Source organism: Sphaerisporangium flaviroseum (assembly GCF_039537005.1).
GTDB classification, from domain to species: Bacteria; Actinomycetota; Actinomycetes; order Streptosporangiales; family Streptosporangiaceae; genus Sphaerisporangium; species Sphaerisporangium flaviroseum.
This window is the reverse complement of sequence record NZ_BAAAZR010000008.1, coordinates 644,739-658,710: the sequence shown is the minus strand read 5'-3', so window position 1 is coordinate 658,710 and position 13,972 is coordinate 644,739. Positions and strand designations below refer to the sequence as shown.

13 protein-coding genes are annotated in these 13,972 nt (G+C 70.6%); 8 read left to right on the top strand and 5 right to left on the bottom strand.

What is annotated here, in order from left to right; translation table 11 throughout:
* Positions 1-41 precede the first annotated feature (41 nt).
* The 3 genes from ABD810_RS19185 to ABD810_RS19175 are packed head-to-tail and all read left to right on the top strand — an operon-like array spanning position 42 to position 3,014.
* Positions 42-1,067 carry a FecCD family ABC transporter permease gene (locus tag ABD810_RS19185; protein ID WP_344941667.1) on the top strand — a complete coding sequence of 342 codons (1,026 nt, stop codon included), beginning with the start codon at positions 42-44 and terminating at the stop codon, positions 1,065-1,067.
* Positions 1,068-1,069: 2 nt separating this feature from the next.
* Positions 1,070-2,173, top strand: coding sequence for a FecCD family ABC transporter permease (locus tag ABD810_RS19180; RefSeq protein ID WP_344941664.1), 1,104 nt, complete (start codon positions 1,070-1,072; stop codon positions 2,171-2,173).
* A gap of 4 nt (positions 2,174-2,177) precedes the next feature.
* Positions 2,178-3,014 carry an ABC transporter ATP-binding protein gene (locus ABD810_RS19175; RefSeq protein WP_344941661.1) on the top strand — a complete coding sequence of 279 codons (837 nt, stop codon included), beginning with the start codon at positions 2,178-2,180 and terminating at the stop codon, positions 3,012-3,014.
* Positions 3,015-3,027: 13 nt separating this feature from the next.
* Here the strand turns inward: ABD810_RS19175 and ABD810_RS19170 are convergent, their stop codons facing one another.
* The gene (locus ABD810_RS19170; RefSeq protein WP_344941658.1) at positions 3,028-3,975 is read right to left on the bottom strand and encodes a methionyl-tRNA formyltransferase; all 948 of its coding nucleotides are present in this window, start codon (positions 3,973-3,975) and stop codon (positions 3,028-3,030) included.
* An 84-nt stretch (positions 3,976-4,059) separates the two neighbouring features.
* On the opposite strand from ABD810_RS19170, the gene ABD810_RS19165 reads away from it, so the two are divergent.
* Positions 4,060-5,436: a lysine N(6)-hydroxylase/L-ornithine N(5)-oxygenase family protein gene (locus tag ABD810_RS19165; protein ID WP_344941655.1), complete on the top strand. Its 1,377-nt coding sequence runs from the start codon at positions 4,060-4,062 to the stop codon at positions 5,434-5,436.
* A 12-nt stretch (positions 5,437-5,448) separates the two neighbouring features.
* Positions 5,449-6,945, top strand: a complete 1,497-nt coding sequence (locus ABD810_RS19160) for an SIP domain-containing protein (protein WP_344941652.1) — start codon at positions 5,449-5,451, stop codon at positions 6,943-6,945.
* Here ABD810_RS19160 and ABD810_RS19155 read toward each other — a convergent pair.
* The gene (locus ABD810_RS19155) at positions 6,926-8,329 is read right to left on the bottom strand and encodes an amidohydrolase (RefSeq protein ID WP_344941649.1); all 1,404 of its coding nucleotides are present in this window, start codon (positions 8,327-8,329) and stop codon (positions 6,926-6,928) included. The two genes, ABD810_RS19160 and ABD810_RS19155, sit on opposite strands and share 20 nt — an antisense overlap.
* Positions 8,330-8,660: 331 nt before the next feature.
* The gene (locus tag ABD810_RS19150; protein WP_425566916.1) at positions 8,661-9,188 is read right to left on the bottom strand and encodes an NUDIX hydrolase family protein; all 528 of its coding nucleotides are present in this window, start codon (positions 9,186-9,188) and stop codon (positions 8,661-8,663) included.
* A gap of 149 nt (positions 9,189-9,337) precedes the next feature.
* Here ABD810_RS19150 and ABD810_RS19145 point away from each other — a divergent pair, with 149 nt between their 5' ends.
* From ABD810_RS19145 to ABD810_RS19135, 3 genes are all read left to right on the top strand, one after another.
* Positions 9,338-9,568, top strand: coding sequence for a hypothetical protein (locus tag ABD810_RS19145; protein WP_344941643.1), 231 nt, complete (start codon positions 9,338-9,340; stop codon positions 9,566-9,568).
* A gap of 231 nt (positions 9,569-9,799) precedes the next feature.
* On the top strand, positions 9,800-10,486 hold the full coding sequence (locus ABD810_RS19140; RefSeq protein ID WP_344941641.1) for an SDR family oxidoreductase: 687 nt from the start codon (positions 9,800-9,802) through the stop codon (positions 10,484-10,486).
* Positions 10,487-10,888: 402 nt separating this feature from the next.
* The gene (locus ABD810_RS19135) at positions 10,889-12,091 is read left to right on the top strand and encodes an NAD(P)/FAD-dependent oxidoreductase (RefSeq protein ID WP_344941638.1); all 1,203 of its coding nucleotides are present in this window, start codon (positions 10,889-10,891) and stop codon (positions 12,089-12,091) included.
* Here ABD810_RS19135 and ABD810_RS19130 read toward each other — a convergent pair.
* Together ABD810_RS19130 and ABD810_RS19125 are read right to left on the bottom strand one after the other, a co-directional pair.
* Positions 12,054-13,034, bottom strand: coding sequence for a hypothetical protein (locus ABD810_RS19130; RefSeq protein WP_344941635.1), 981 nt, complete (start codon positions 13,032-13,034; stop codon positions 12,054-12,056). The genes ABD810_RS19135 and ABD810_RS19130 overlap by 38 nt on opposite strands.
* Positions 13,031-13,963 carry an SCO2521 family protein gene (locus tag ABD810_RS19125; RefSeq protein WP_344941632.1) on the bottom strand — a complete coding sequence of 311 codons (933 nt, stop codon included), beginning with the start codon at positions 13,961-13,963 and terminating at the stop codon, positions 13,031-13,033. Before ABD810_RS19125 ends, ABD810_RS19130 begins: the two co-directional genes overlap by 4 nt.
* Positions 13,964-13,972 lie beyond the last annotated feature (9 nt).

Sequence of the window (13,972 nt, the reverse complement as noted above, 5' to 3'; positions counted from 1 at the left end):
GGCTGCCTAACCTAAGGAAGTCGCAACGTGGAGACAGCTCGGTGACCCGGAGCGAGGCGTTTCGCCCCGCCTTTCTCGTGGCGGTCCTCTGCGCCGCCCTGGTCGTGCTCTGCCTGCTGTCGATCGCGCTCGGCGCGCGGAGCATCCCCCTCGACCAGGTCGTGCAGGCGTTGCTCGGGCGCTCACCCAGCCGGCTCGTCGAGAACGTCGTCTGGTCGGTGCGCGTGCCGCGCACCGCGCTGGGGCTCACCGCCGGGGCCGCGCTCGGACTGTCCGGCGCGCTGATGCAGGCCCTCACGCGTAACCCCCTGGCCGACCCCGGCCTGCTGGGCGTCAGCGCCGGCGCCGCCTTCGCCATCGTGCTGTCGGTCGCGGTGCTCGGCATCGGCACCCTGTTCGGGTACATCTGGTTCGCGTTCGCGGGCGCGCTCGTCGCCAGCGTCGTGGTCTTCCTCCTGGGCAGGCTGGGACGTTCCGGCCTGACGCCGGTCAAGCTCGCACTCGCCGGAGTCGCCGTGACATCGCTGCTGACCTCGCTCACCAGCGCCGTCGTGCTGACCGACCCGGAGGCGCTCAACCGCTACCGCTTCTGGGCGGCCGGTTCGCTCGCCGACGGGACCGGCGACGTGGTGCTCCAGATCCTGCCCTTCGTCGGCGCCGGCGCGGTGCTCGCGCTGGTCTGCGCGCCCGCGCTCAACAGCCTGGCCCTCGGCGACGACGTCGCCGCCTCGCTGGGGCGGCGGCTCGGCCTCGTACGCCTCCAGGGCGTGGCCGCGGTCACGCTGCTCACCGGCGCGGCGGTGACGGTCATCGGGCCGGTCGTCTTCATCGGGCTCGTGGTCCCGCACCTCGCCCGCATCCTCGCCCAGCAGGCGAGGCTGGGTCCCGACCACCGCTGGCTGCTGCCGCTGTCGGCGATGCTCGCCCCCTGCCTGCTGCTCAGCGCGGACATCATCGGGCGGGTCGCGGTCCGGCCGTCCGAGATCCAGGCCGGGATCCTCGTCGCCTTCATCGGCGGGCCGTTCTTCATCGCCATGGTGCGCCGGCGCCGGCTCGCGGAGGTGTGAGCATGGTCCGCTCTCCTTCCCTCCCCCGGAAGACGCCGTCCGGCCCCGGCCGCACGGTCCTCACCGGCTCCGGCCGGCCCTTCCGGCTGGCCGTGCCGCCCGTCTCGGGAATCCTTCGCATCCGGCTCGTCGCGGTGTGCGTGGCACTCGCCGTCGCCACCTTCCTTCTCTTCTGCTGGGGCGTCTCTGTCGGCGACTACCCGATCGGCCTGGCCGAGGTCACGAAGGCGCTGGCCGGCTCCGGCGACCCCGGCACCCTGCTGGTCGTCCGGGAGCTACGGCTGCCACGCGCCGTGGTCGGGCTGCTGGTCGGCACCGCCTTCGGGATCTCCGGCGCCCTGTTCCAGACCATGACCCGCAACCCGCTGGCCAGCCCGGACATGATCGGGCTCACCGAAGGCGCCGGCACCGCCGTCGTCGCCGGCATCGTCTTCGGCTGGAGCGGCGGCCTCGGCACCCAGTCGCTCGGCCTGCTGGGCGCGCTGACCACGGCCCTGCTCGTCTACGTCCTGGCCTGGAGGCGGGGCACCACCGGCTACCGGATCATCCTGGTCGGCATCGGGCTGGCGTGGATCTGCACCAGTGCCACCGACTATCTGGTTGCCAGGGGCGGGCGCTTCGAGGCGCAGGCCGCACTCGGATGGCTGGTGGGCAACCTCAACGGCCGCGCCTGGGACCAGGTGCCGCCGCTCGCCGCCGCCATGGCGCTGCTGGTGCCGGCGGCGCTGATGCTGGGCCGGCTGACACGGACCCTGCAGCTCGGTGACGACGTCGCCGCGGGCCTTGGCACCCCCGTGCAACCGGTCCGCCTCGCCCTGCTGCTCACCGGCGTCGGGCTGGTCGCCTTCGGCACGGCGGCGGCGGGGCCGATCGCCTTCGTCGCGCTCGCCGCGCCGCAGATCGCGCAACGGCTGACCCGCACCGCCTGGCCGCCCCCGGTCGCCTCCGGGCTCACCGGGGCGCTGGTCGTGCTCTCCTCCGACCTCATCGCGCGCAAGCTGATCCCCGGCACCGAGATGCCGGTCGGGATCGTCACCGGCGTGCTCGGCGCGCCCGTCCTGCTCTGGCTGCTCATCCGCGCCAACCGCGCGGGCTCAGGAGGCTGAACCCATGTCGACCACCGACCCCGACCTGAGGGCGAGCGGCCTGCACCTGGCGTACGACAAGCGGCTGGTCGTGCAGGACCTCGACCTCGTCGTCCCGCCGGGCCGCATCACCGCCATCGTCGGCGCCAACGCCTGCGGCAAGTCCACGCTGCTTCGCGCCCTGGCCCGGTTGCTCACGCCGCGCCAGGGCGCCGTCCAGCTCGACGGCCGTGCCCTGCACTCCATACCGACCAGGGAGCTGGCCCAGCGCCTTGGCATCCTGCCGCAGTCGCCGGTCGCCCCGGAAGGACTGACCGTCATCGACCTGGTCAACCGCGGCCGTTCACCGCACCAGACCTGGTGGCGGCAGTGGTCCAAGGCCGACGAGTCGGCCGTCCACGGCGCGCTCGCGGCCACCGGCATGACCGACCTCGCCGATCGCGCCGTCGACGAGCTGTCCGGCGGCCAGCGCCAGCGCGCCTGGATCGCCATGGCCGTCGCCCAGGGCACCCCGGTGCTGCTGCTGGACGAGCCCACCACGTTCCTGGACCTGGCGCACCAGATCGACGTCCTGGACCTGATCACGGATCTCAACCGGCGCGAGAACCGTACGGTCGTGATGGTCCTGCACGATCTCAACCAGGCCTGCAGGTACGCCGATCACGTCATCGCCATGAAGTCGGGGCGCATCATCGCCGAAGGCTCCCCGCCGGACGTCATCACCGCGCGGACCGTCGAGGACATCTTCGACCTGCGCTGCCAGGTCACCACGGACCCGGTGAGCGGCACTCCCCTGGTCATCCCGATGGGCCGCCACCACGACGCCTCCGGCGCCGAGGCGGTGACCGGGGCGGCGGGCTGACGGCCCTCCGTGTTCACGGCCGCGCGGTGAGATATCCGCCCATGGTCCGGAAGTAGTCGGCGGCGGCGTGCTCCGTGCCGTCCTCGGTGCGCAGCCGCTTGACGACCAGGCCGTGCCGCCGTCCGCTTCGCGCGTCCGCGCCGGCGACGATGACGACCCCGTCCCCCTCACGGATGAAGATCCGCCCCGGGGTTCCCCCGTACCGTGCCCGCGACACCCCTGCCGACAGGATCCGGACGCGCTCTCCGCGGTGGTAGGTGAACGCGTTGGGATAGGGGTCGGACTGGGCGCGCACCAGCCGCGCCAGATCCTCCGCCGGCCAGTTCCAGTCGATCCTGCTGTCTTCTATGGACCGTTTGTGGAAGAAGCTCGCCTTGCTGCGGTCCTGCGGGATCCAGCGCGCCCGGCCGGAGGCGATGAGGTCGAGCGCCTCGTGCACGATCGGGCCGATCAGGCCGACCGTCTTGTGGAACAGGTCGGTCGCGGTGTCGTCCGGCCCCACCTCCACGGCCCGTTGCACCACGATGTCGCCCGCGTCCAGTTCGGCGTTCATCCGGTGCGCGGTGACGCCGACCTCCTTCTCACCGTTGATGAGGGCCCAGATCAGCGGCGAGAAGCCCGCGTACGCCGGCAGCAGGGAGTCATGGATGTTGAGCGTGCCGTGCGGCGGCAGGTCGAAGAGCTCCGACGGCAGCCAGGTCCGCCAGTTGTTGGCGACGATGATGTCCGGCGCCGCGTCGCGCAGCGCGTTCAGCAGTTCCGGGTCGTCCGGCCGGTGACGCAGGAGCACCGGGACGCCGTGTTCCGCGGCGAGGTCGGCGACGGAGTCGTCCCAGATCTTCTCGTAGGCGTGGTCGCTCTTGGGATGGGTGACGACGAGGGCCACCTTGTGATCGGAGTCCAGCAGGGCCCGCAGCGTGCGGTGGCCCCAGGTCTGGTAACCGAGCATGACGACCCGCATACGTGAATCCTCTCGTCGAGCGCAATCTTGCAAGGTAAGGCTAACCTTATCTAACATGACCCCATCAAGGGAGGCGATGCCGCGGTGAACACGCTGCACAGTGGGCCGGACAGCACCTACGACGTCCTCGGGATCGGTTTCGGGCCGTCGAACCTGGCGCTGGCCATAGCCGTCGAGGAGCACAACGCACGGAGCCCCGCCTCGGAACGGCTGCGTGCCGCGTTCCTGGAGCGGCAGCCGCACTTCGGCTGGCACCGGGGCATGCTCATCGACGACGCGACGATGCAGGTGCCCTTTCTCAAGGACCTGGTCACCATGCGCGACCCGGCGAGCGACTTCAGCTTCCTGTGCTACCTGCAGGCGCGGAACAGGCTGGTGGACTTCCTCAACCAGAAGACCCTCTTCCCCCTGCGCGTCGAGTTCCACGACTACTTCGAATGGGCCGCCGCCCGGGTCAGGCACCTGGTCACGTACTCGGCCGAAGTCGTGGACATCGAGCCGGTGACGGCAGACGACGGTGAGATCCGCTGGTTCGACGTGACCAGCCGTGATCCGGACGACCCGCGCCGTACCGTCGTGCGCCGGGCCCGCAACATCTGCGTCGCCACCGGCCTCGAACCGCATCTGCCGCCGGGCACCGTCCTGTCCGACCGGGTCTGGCACAACAGCCAGCTGGTGCCGCGCGTCACCGAACTGGCCGCCGCCGGCACCCCCGTGCGCCGGGCCCTCGTCCTCGGCGCCGGGCAGAGCGCGGCCGAGGCGGTCGACTACCTGCACCGCACCTTCACCGAAGCCGAGGTCTGCGCGGTCTTCGCCAAATACGGCTACACCCCCGCCGACGACAGCCCCTTCGCCAACCGCATCTTCGACCCCGAAGCGGTCGACATCTACTTCAACTCCCCGCCCGGCGTGAAGCAGGCCCTGTTCGAGTACCACCGGAGCACCAACTACTCGGTGGTCGACCTGGACCTCATCCAGTCCCTGTACGCGACGACGTACCGGGAGAAGGTCCAGGGCCGCGAGCGCCTGCGCATCCTCAACATCTCCCGGATCCGGGACGTGCGCGCGCTGGACCACCATCTGGAGGTCACCGTGGAATTCCTGCCCAGCGGCGAGCGGGAAGTGCTCACCGCGGACCTCCTCGTCCACGCCACCGGCTACCGCTCCCCCGACATCGGCGCCCTTCTCGGCGACGCGGCCAAGCTCTGCCTTCGCGACGAGGAGGACGCCGTTCGCGTCGGCCGCGACCACCGCGTCGAACTCGCCCCCAACGTCACCGCCGGCGTCTACCTCCAGGGCGGAACCGAGCACACCCACGGCCTGTCCTCCACCCTTCTGTCCACCACCGCCATCCGTGCCGGCGAGATCCGCGACTCCCTCCTCGCCGGGCGCGTGTTCGAGACGGCCGGCGTCGACGCCGCGGCGGCACCGGCTTTCCTCGCCGGCCGCCATGCCTGGTAGAAGGGCGTGCCGGTGACGCAGTCGCGTACCGAGTCCCGTGAGGACCACAGCGAGGCGATGCTGGACAGCGCGTTGGAGGCCCTCATGCAGGCGGGCGTGCACCTGCGGTCAGGTGGCAGGCTCGCCGACGTCGGATGCGGAACAGGAGAGGTCGCCCTCGCCATGGCCGAGTGCGAGTTCACCGTGACGGCGTACGACGCCTCCCCGTCGATGGTCGAGGCGACCAATGAGCGATGCGCGGGACTGCCCGTCTCCGCACGGATCCAGGACCCGCGCACGCTGGTGCTCCCCGAAGGCGGGTACGAGGTCGTGCACTCCTCCTGGATGCTTCACCGGCTCGGCCAGGCCCATGACACCGTGCGGACGATGGCACGCGCCACGAGCCCCGGCGGCCTGGTCGTCCTGCAGTGGACCAACGGCGGGGCCATGTACGACCATCCGCCCCACCAGGTGTGCGGCGTCCTCGAAGACGAGGGGCTGGAGATCCTGCTGGCGCGGGACGACGTACGGATCGAGAACGCGTACGGACCGGCCGGCGCCATCACGGGCCCGGCGCACGCTCCCGGCGATGACGGCGACCGGCCGGCGCATGCTCCCGGCGATGACGGCGCCCGGTTCGCGGGCGCGTCCGCCGACGCGCCGGGTACCCGGAACGTCCGCGTGGTCGCGCGCCGCCCCCTGCGGAGCTCCAAGCTCGCGCGACCCGCGCCGCGGTCATCGGTTCGGGCCTTCCCGCTCTCGGTGGGGACGCTGCGGGTCGTCTCCAGCGAGCGGTTGTCTCCGCTGATGCGACGCGTCGTGTTCCAGGTCGTGGACGCCGGCCCGCTGCCCATCGAGGAGCCGGCGGAGACGATAACGCTCATCTGGCCGGCCCCGGGCGCCACCAGGGCCGTACTGCCCGAGCTGAAGCGATGGCGCTTTCCCGAGGGGACGGGCAGGCAGCACACGGTGAACCTCACCGTGCGCCGCTACGACCGCGCCTCAGGACTTGTGACCACGGACTTCTTCATGCACGGGGACGACGGACCGGCCTCCCTGTGGGCGTGCGGCGCGGCGCCGGGTGACGAGGTCGGCTTCGGCGGCACCCGCGTGCACTGGGTGACCGATCCGACCGCGGAATGGACGCTGCTGATCGGGGACGAGACGGCGGTCCCCTCCATGGCCGCCATCCTGGAAGGGCTTCCCGCCGGCCACCGTGCCATCGCGGTGGCCGAGGTGCGCGACGCCGGCGAGCACGTGGCGCTGGACGCGCCGCACTCCGAGGTGCACTGGATCCACCGCGGCGAGCGCCCGCCAGGGGAAGGTCGCGCCCTGGAGGAGGTCGTACGCGGTCTTGACCTGCCGTCCGGCCGCGGCCAGGTCTGGGCGGGCGGCGAGTCGCTGGTGATCCAGAGCCTGCGCAGGCACCTGCTGCGGGAGCGCGGTCTGCGCCGCGACGAGGTGTGCGCCCTCGGCTACTGGAGCATCCCGAGGACGCGACGCGCCACGGTCAGCCCGCCAGAAACGTAGGGCGCCCGGCGAGCAGGGTCGCCCTGATCGGGATGCCCGGCAGCTCGCGTGCGGGCAGCTCACGGGGGTCGCAGCCGGTGACGACCAGGTCCGCCTGGTCACCGACGCGCACGCGCGTGCGGCCCCCGCTGGCCGCGGCCATGGCGGCGTCCAGCGGGATCGCCTGCTCGGCGTGCCACGCCGGGCGGTCGTCGCCGGTGCGCGCCACCGCGGAGGCGATGCCGTTCCACGGGTCCAGCGGCGAGACCGGCGCGTCGGAGCCGAACTCCAGGCGCACACCGGCGGCCAGCATCGCGGCGTAGGCGTACGCCCGCCCGGTGCGGCCCGGCCAGTACCGCTCCGCGACGTCGCGGTCATCGGGAGCGTGCGCCGGCTGCACTCCGGCCCGTACGCCCAGCTCGGCGAAGCGGGGCAGGTCCTCATGACGTACGAGCTGGGCGTGCTCGATGCGCCCGGGACAGCCGACCATGGCGAACGCGTCCAGCGCGATGGTGTTGGCCCGGTCGCCGATGGCGTGCAGGGCGGGGTGTATGCCGTGCCGGGCGGCCCGTCGCATCACCGGCACGAGCTCGTCCAGCGGCGACACCAGCTCCCCGCTCGAACCCTGCCCCGGGTAGGGATCATGGCAGTAGGCCGTGCGGGTGTTGAGCGACCCGTCCACGAAGAGCTTGCAGGGACCGACCTTCAGCAGTCCTTCCGACCCGGGGATCACCTCGCCGGTGCGGTGCCGGCGCTCGATCGCGCCGTCGAGGGCGAACCGGGCGATGACGCACGAGACCCGCACGCTCGGCGTCCGTAGGCGCAGGCGGCGGGACCAGTCCGCGACGGTGTCGGCGTATTCGAAGTCGACCACCTCGGTCACCCCGCGGGCCGCCGCGTCGTCGGCCGCCTCGAGCACCCACCGGTCCTGGACCTCGGCTGAAGCGGAGGGCAGCGCGGCGGTGATCTCCATGCACTCCTTTTCGGTGAACACCCCGCTCGGATGATCCCGCCCGATCAGCGCCAGCGCCGCCGGGCTCAGCCAGCAGGTGTGCAGATCGTTGCTGAACAACGCGACGGGCCGGCCGGGCAGGGCACGTTCGAGCAGGTCCTTGTGCGGCCTGTCGGGCCACAGACCGTCACCGAAGTGGGCGCCGAAGAGGAACTCGTCAGGGCGGGCCGGGCCAGGCATTCCCTCCAGAGCGGTGACCAGCCGGTCCACCGCGGCGACGGCCGAGTCCGCCCCGGCCAGGGAGATCCTGCGCCGGGCACCGGCCCACTGCAGCATGTGCACGTGCGCGTCCACCAGTCCCGGCAGGAGCGACCCGCCTTCCCCATGCACGACCAGGGCGCCGTCGGCGCGTTCACCGGTCGCGGCGATCGAGGCCACGCGCCCGTCGACCACCCGCACATCGCATGGAGGGCCATCAGCCTCGACACGGACATCGCGCACCAACGTGTGCGAAGTGCCATCTCCCCGCATTGCTCGCTCCCCCTGTCACCACGTCCCTTTGGCCCACGACCTGTGCGCATTCGGACGGGAGTACGGTATTCGAACTTCCGTGGCCCCTGCTGGAACGCAGCCTGAAGGCCTCTTCAGGAAGGAGTGCGGTTTCAACTCGGTCTTCCGCAAGTCCGCGGACGCGACCTGCCCCACGGGCAAGCGGGTGCTCAGCTCCGGAGGAACGTTCTTCGCCGGCAGTGGATCCGGCGGTGCCGGCGAGGTGCTGCCCCGATCAGGGCAGGCGGCCGACGTGGGCGAGTGCCTGCTTCAGCAGGACTCCCTGTCCGCCGATCATCTCCTGCTGCACCATCGGGGAGGCCGCCTCCTCCGGCGTGAACCAGATGAGGTCGAGAGCGTCCTGCCGGGGGCGGCAGTCCCCCGCGACCGGGACGACGTAGGCCAGGGACACGGCGTGCTGCCGTGAATCGTGGTACGGGGTGACGCCCGGCGCCGGGAAGTACTCCGCGATGGTGAACGGCTGCGGGGTGACGGGCACCTGGGGCAGCGCCACCGGGCCGAGATCCTTCTCCAGATGGCGCATGAGGGCGTCGCGGACACGCTCCCGGTAGAGCACCCGCCCGGAGACCAGTGCCCGGCTGACCACCCCGTCCGATCCGATGCGCAGCAGCAGGCCGACGTGGGTCACCACGCCCTTGTCGTCCACTCGCACCGGCACGACGTCCACGTAGAGGATCGGCATCCGTCCCCGTACCGACTCCAGCTCTTCAGGAGCCAGCCAGCCGGACGCGGTTTCGGTCATTTCGGTCACCCGCCAATCGTACTTCCCGGCCGGGCACGCCCGTACGGCTCCCGTGGAAGCTTCCGATCGGGTCTCAACTTGGCAATCGCGGGAGGTCACAAGCCGAGGCACCGTGCGCTCATGGGCTCGGTGGGCGCATACTAGTAACAATGAAGTCGCACCGGACCGCGACCCGGCGTTTTCTGCCTGGTAGTCCCTTCAACGTCCCGACCGTCCCTCCCCCGCCTCTGGAGCAGTTCGCCCTGAACGACAGGGTGTCCCATGACAAGTACGGCCTCGGCATGGTCATCGGTGTCGAGGACGACATAGCCGTGCTCGTTGACTTCGGCCCGCAGCAGGAGCGCATCCTCGCGCCGTACGCCAAGCTGGTCAAGCTCTGAGCAGGTAGATGTCGTTCGACCCATAGGTCCTGGGTTCACCATTCCGCCCGCTCCGCTCAGACATCGCCGCCGACCTGCTAGGTCACCGATGGCGAGGTGAGAAGGCCGGCCAGGAGCCTGCGGGCGGCGTCCGCGGTGGCACAGGACCTGAGTTCGACGACCGCCTCACCCGGTCGGCGGACCTACTCCATCGGAGATCGCTAGTGTTGGCGTCCCGACTTATGGAGTGTCATGCCCACCACTCTGGTCACCGGCGCCACCGGAGAGATCGGATCGGCCATCGTCAGGCTGCTGGCCGGGCGTGGTCACGAGGTGATCGCCCTCGGACGTGATCGTTCCCGCCTGCGCCTGCTCCAGGAGGAGCTGCCGGGGCTCCGGCCGATCGCGGCAGATCTTCGCCGGCCGGAGGAGCTGGAGGAAGCCGTCTCCGGCATCGGGTCCCTCGGCGTCCTGATCCACTGTGCGGCGATCTCCGAGGTCGCCGTCGTGGAGGACGCCCCCTACTCCCTGTGGCACGAGACGCTGACGGTCAACGTCGCCGCCGCGGCCGAGTTGACCCGCCTGCTCCTGCCGCCGCTTCGCCGGGAACGCGGGCACATCGTGTTCATCAACGCCTCCCCCGGCCTGCGTGCCGTCGCCGGCTGGTCCACCTTCGTGGCGAGCAAGGTCGCGCTTCGAGAGCTGGCCGACTCCCTCCGCGAGGAAGAGGACCCCAACGGGATCCGCGTGACCACCGTCTATCCCGGAGGCACCGCGACAGAGCGCCTGCGCCGGGTCCGGGAGCAGTTCAACCGGCCCTACGACCCGGCCATGGAGATGAGCCCCGCCTCCGTGGCCCACATGGTGGGAATGGTGCTGGAAACGCCTGACGACCTCCAGATCATCGAACTGTCCTGCATCAGGGCTCCTCGCGGTTGACCGGGAGAAAACACGCTGATTTCGCGATATTCCGGGATTGTTCGCGCTCGGCCTGGCCGACACCAGAGCGAGAGCGGCCTGCCGATCGGAGTGCGGATCGCGGCCCCCTACGGCCGTGAGGACCTGCTCTTCCGCGTCGCCGCCCGCCTCGAAGAGGCCCAGCCCTGGAGGGACAGAAGGCCCCGGTTCTTCGTGGGCGCGCGCTGATCGCGGAAGGCGCCGGGACGGGTGGGCGACGGACACATCCCAGACGCGAAGGCGCGATCACGACTGGGGCTATTTCCCGGCTCAGAACATTACCGCGCGATACAGTTCGGCCGAGGCCACGCGTCTGTGACCTTCTTGAACGACCCGTCGTCGCTTACTGTCGAAGCGAGGAGACGGCGATGCCTGGGAGCCTGCGTGCCTGAGACCTGCGACGTCGCGATCATCGGTGGTGGAGTGATCGGGTGCGCGATCGCGCACAGTCTCGGCTCGCAAGGCCGCAGCGTCATCGTGGTGGACGCCGGCTCCCGCCTGGGGCTGGGCGCCTCGGACGCCGCGATGGGCGGCATCCTCACCCAGACCGAGCCGTCCTGTCTCGGGATACTCAGCACGGTGATCAAACGCAGTCGCGACATGTACCCCGGCTGGCTGTCCGAGCTCGGCTCGATCTCCGGTGCCGAGGTGCCGGTGCTGGAGGGCGGCGACATCCAGGTCGCGCTCGACGAGGTCGAGATGCAGCGGCTGGAGACGCAGGTCCTGCCGCGGTGGAAGAACTCCCCGTTCGCCGTCGAACGCCTCACCGCCGCCGACGCCAAGGCACTCGAGCCGCTGCTGAGCGACGCGGTCATCGGCGGGTTCCTGCTCCCCGACGAGCTGGCGCTCGATCCGAGAGAGCTCATGGCCGCCCTGGTGAAGACGCTGGCGGCCGGGCACGCCCGCATCCGCGTCCTGACCCGCGCACGGGCGCAGACCGTGGAGTCACGCCCCCAGGGAGCGGAGCTCGCGCTCCGCGACGGCACCCGCATCTCCGCCGGCACCGTGATCGTGGCCGCCGGCCACCACAGCGGCGCCTTCCTGCCCGACCACCAGCGGCACCTGTTCCCCATCAAGGGCGAGGCGTTCGACGTGCGGCCTCCCGGGGCGACCACCTATCCCCTGCGCCACCACGTCTTCACGGAGATCAGGGACGGCGACTTCGAGGGCTTCCCGTATCTCGTGCCGCGCCATGACGGCAGGGTGGCGGTCGGTGTCACCTACGAGCCCGACGTCGCCGAGACGACGGTGACCGGCCGCGCGCAGGAGGAGATCTTCCGCGGGGTCGCCGCGCTGATGCCGGAGGCCGCCACCTGGCCCATCGAGCGGGCCTGGGCGGGCCTGCGCCCTGGCAGCACCGACCACATGCCGATCATCGGGTACGTCGACGAGCACCACCGGATCCTCGCGGCCACCGGCCACAGCGGTCTCGGCATCACGCTCGCCCCCGTCACCGCCGAGCTGACCGCGGCGCTCCTCAACGGCACCGCCGACGAGAGCGCACAGAAGCTGCTCGCCATCTGCCGGCCCGACCGGGAGTTCGTCGCGCCTACGCCGGAGGGGACGCCGCTTCCCATAGCTCCTTGAACCGGTCGACCTTCTCCCGCACCTTCTCGGGCTCCCGCACCAACACCGTGCTGAGGATCATCGGGGCGATGCCGTCGCCTCGCTGCGGCGACGGGTTCGACTCGTAGTAGATGACGCCGTCGAAGAGGATGAAGTCGGACAGCGAGCCGCGCAGGGTCACGGGGGCATCGCTGTAGGGCAGGATGCGCACCTCGATGCCGACCTCCGTCTGCCATTTCCAGATGCGCCGGAAGACCTCCGAGTCCAGCGACTCGGAACGCTCCACCAGGAAGATGCGGCGGGCCCGCACTCCACGCTGGACGAGATCCCGCTGGGCCTTGACGTAACGCTGGCCGAGGTCGGTCATCCAGAAGCCGCCGTCGAACTCGGTGTCCCGCGCGTCGACGCTGCTCAGGCTGATCGCGTCGAGACTGACGCGCGTGTTGGCCGCGAGCGCGAGGAGCCAGTCGCGGTCCTCTCCCTCGTAGATGGTGTGCCCGCCGTCGCCGAGCTCCTTGAGGAACTTCGACATCCGGGAGATCTCGTGGTGTACCAGGTTCTTCACCAGCTCGGGCTGGTCCTCGCCGACCTTGGTGGCGTTGCGCACGAACTGGGTCACCACGTCGGTCTGCAGCGCCGAGGCCTCCATCAGGCCGAACAGCTTGCTCGCTTCGTTGATCTTGGAAAAGCCGTCGGCCACGAGCACGTGGGTGCTGGCGTGCTGCGTCCGTTGCTCCTGCCGTACGGCCTCAAGCTGGGTGTCCACGTCGACCAGGAACTGCACCACGAACAGGACGCCGCTGATGAAGGTCGCGAGCAGCAGGCTCCACAGCTCCTCGTTCTCGCCGTGGATCAACGAGTTCGTCACGAGATAGCTCATGCCACCGATCAGCACGGTGATCAGGACCTTACGGACGATCTTCGGGAGGTACGCGGGGGATAGCTTGCTTACTTTGTCGCTCATTGCGCGCTCCGTCCAGCTTCAGCGGTTACGCGAAGAAGGCTCAGGGTGTTCACGGCGACCTGGTCACGGACCCGGTCGACCAGGGACTGCCACTGGCGAGTGAAACCAGGACGGCGGTCGAGGCTCTCCCAGAAGGGCGTCAGCGCGTCCTCGACGCGTGCCGCCGGCATCCAGAGGTGCAGGAGGTGATCGATCGCCGGCGACAGCTTGGCCGCGGCGTCCGGTCCGGACGTGCTTCCGATGCGAGCCCGCTCGATGATCACCAGGAGTGTGGTCAGCAGCCAGTCGTGCAGCGCCAGATCCTCGCAGAGATCCGCCACGGCCGGGGTGAACTCCCCCTCGTGGACCAGGCGCAGCGTGCGTACCTGGTCGGTGTCCAGGATGAAGCGGATCGACGGCTCTCCGCTCTCGGCCGCCCAGCGGAGCCGGGTCCTCGGAATCCTGAAGGGCGCTCGGCGGTCGAGGAGCGACGACGACTGGACCAGATCGACGAACCGGCCGCTGATGGCCCCGAGGTCGAGCCCGCCCGTCGAGCGGTCGTCGGTCAGCCCGTCGGCGATGTCCCGCGCCTTCACCTTCCCCAGCACCTCGACCACGCCCGGGCGCGCGAGGTAGTGGGACCAGGCGAGCCGCCGATCGGCGGCGCCCCGCACGATGCGGACGTACGACGAGCCCTGGACGACGCGCCCGCCCGTGATCGAGCACCGGGACAGCACCGTGCCCACCCCCCTGATCCGCGACCGGGAGGCGGAGGGAAGCCGGCAGTCGACTCCGGTGAGCCGGTCGGGCGACAGCGCGTAGATGATCGGACGCCGGGAGACGCGCACCCTCTCGCCCGCAAGCAGCGCGAGGACCTCGCGGCACGTCGACTCCGAGATCTCTCCGGAGTTCTGCAGCAGCCCTGTGTGGACTTCCCCGATGACCAGCATCTGCTCTGG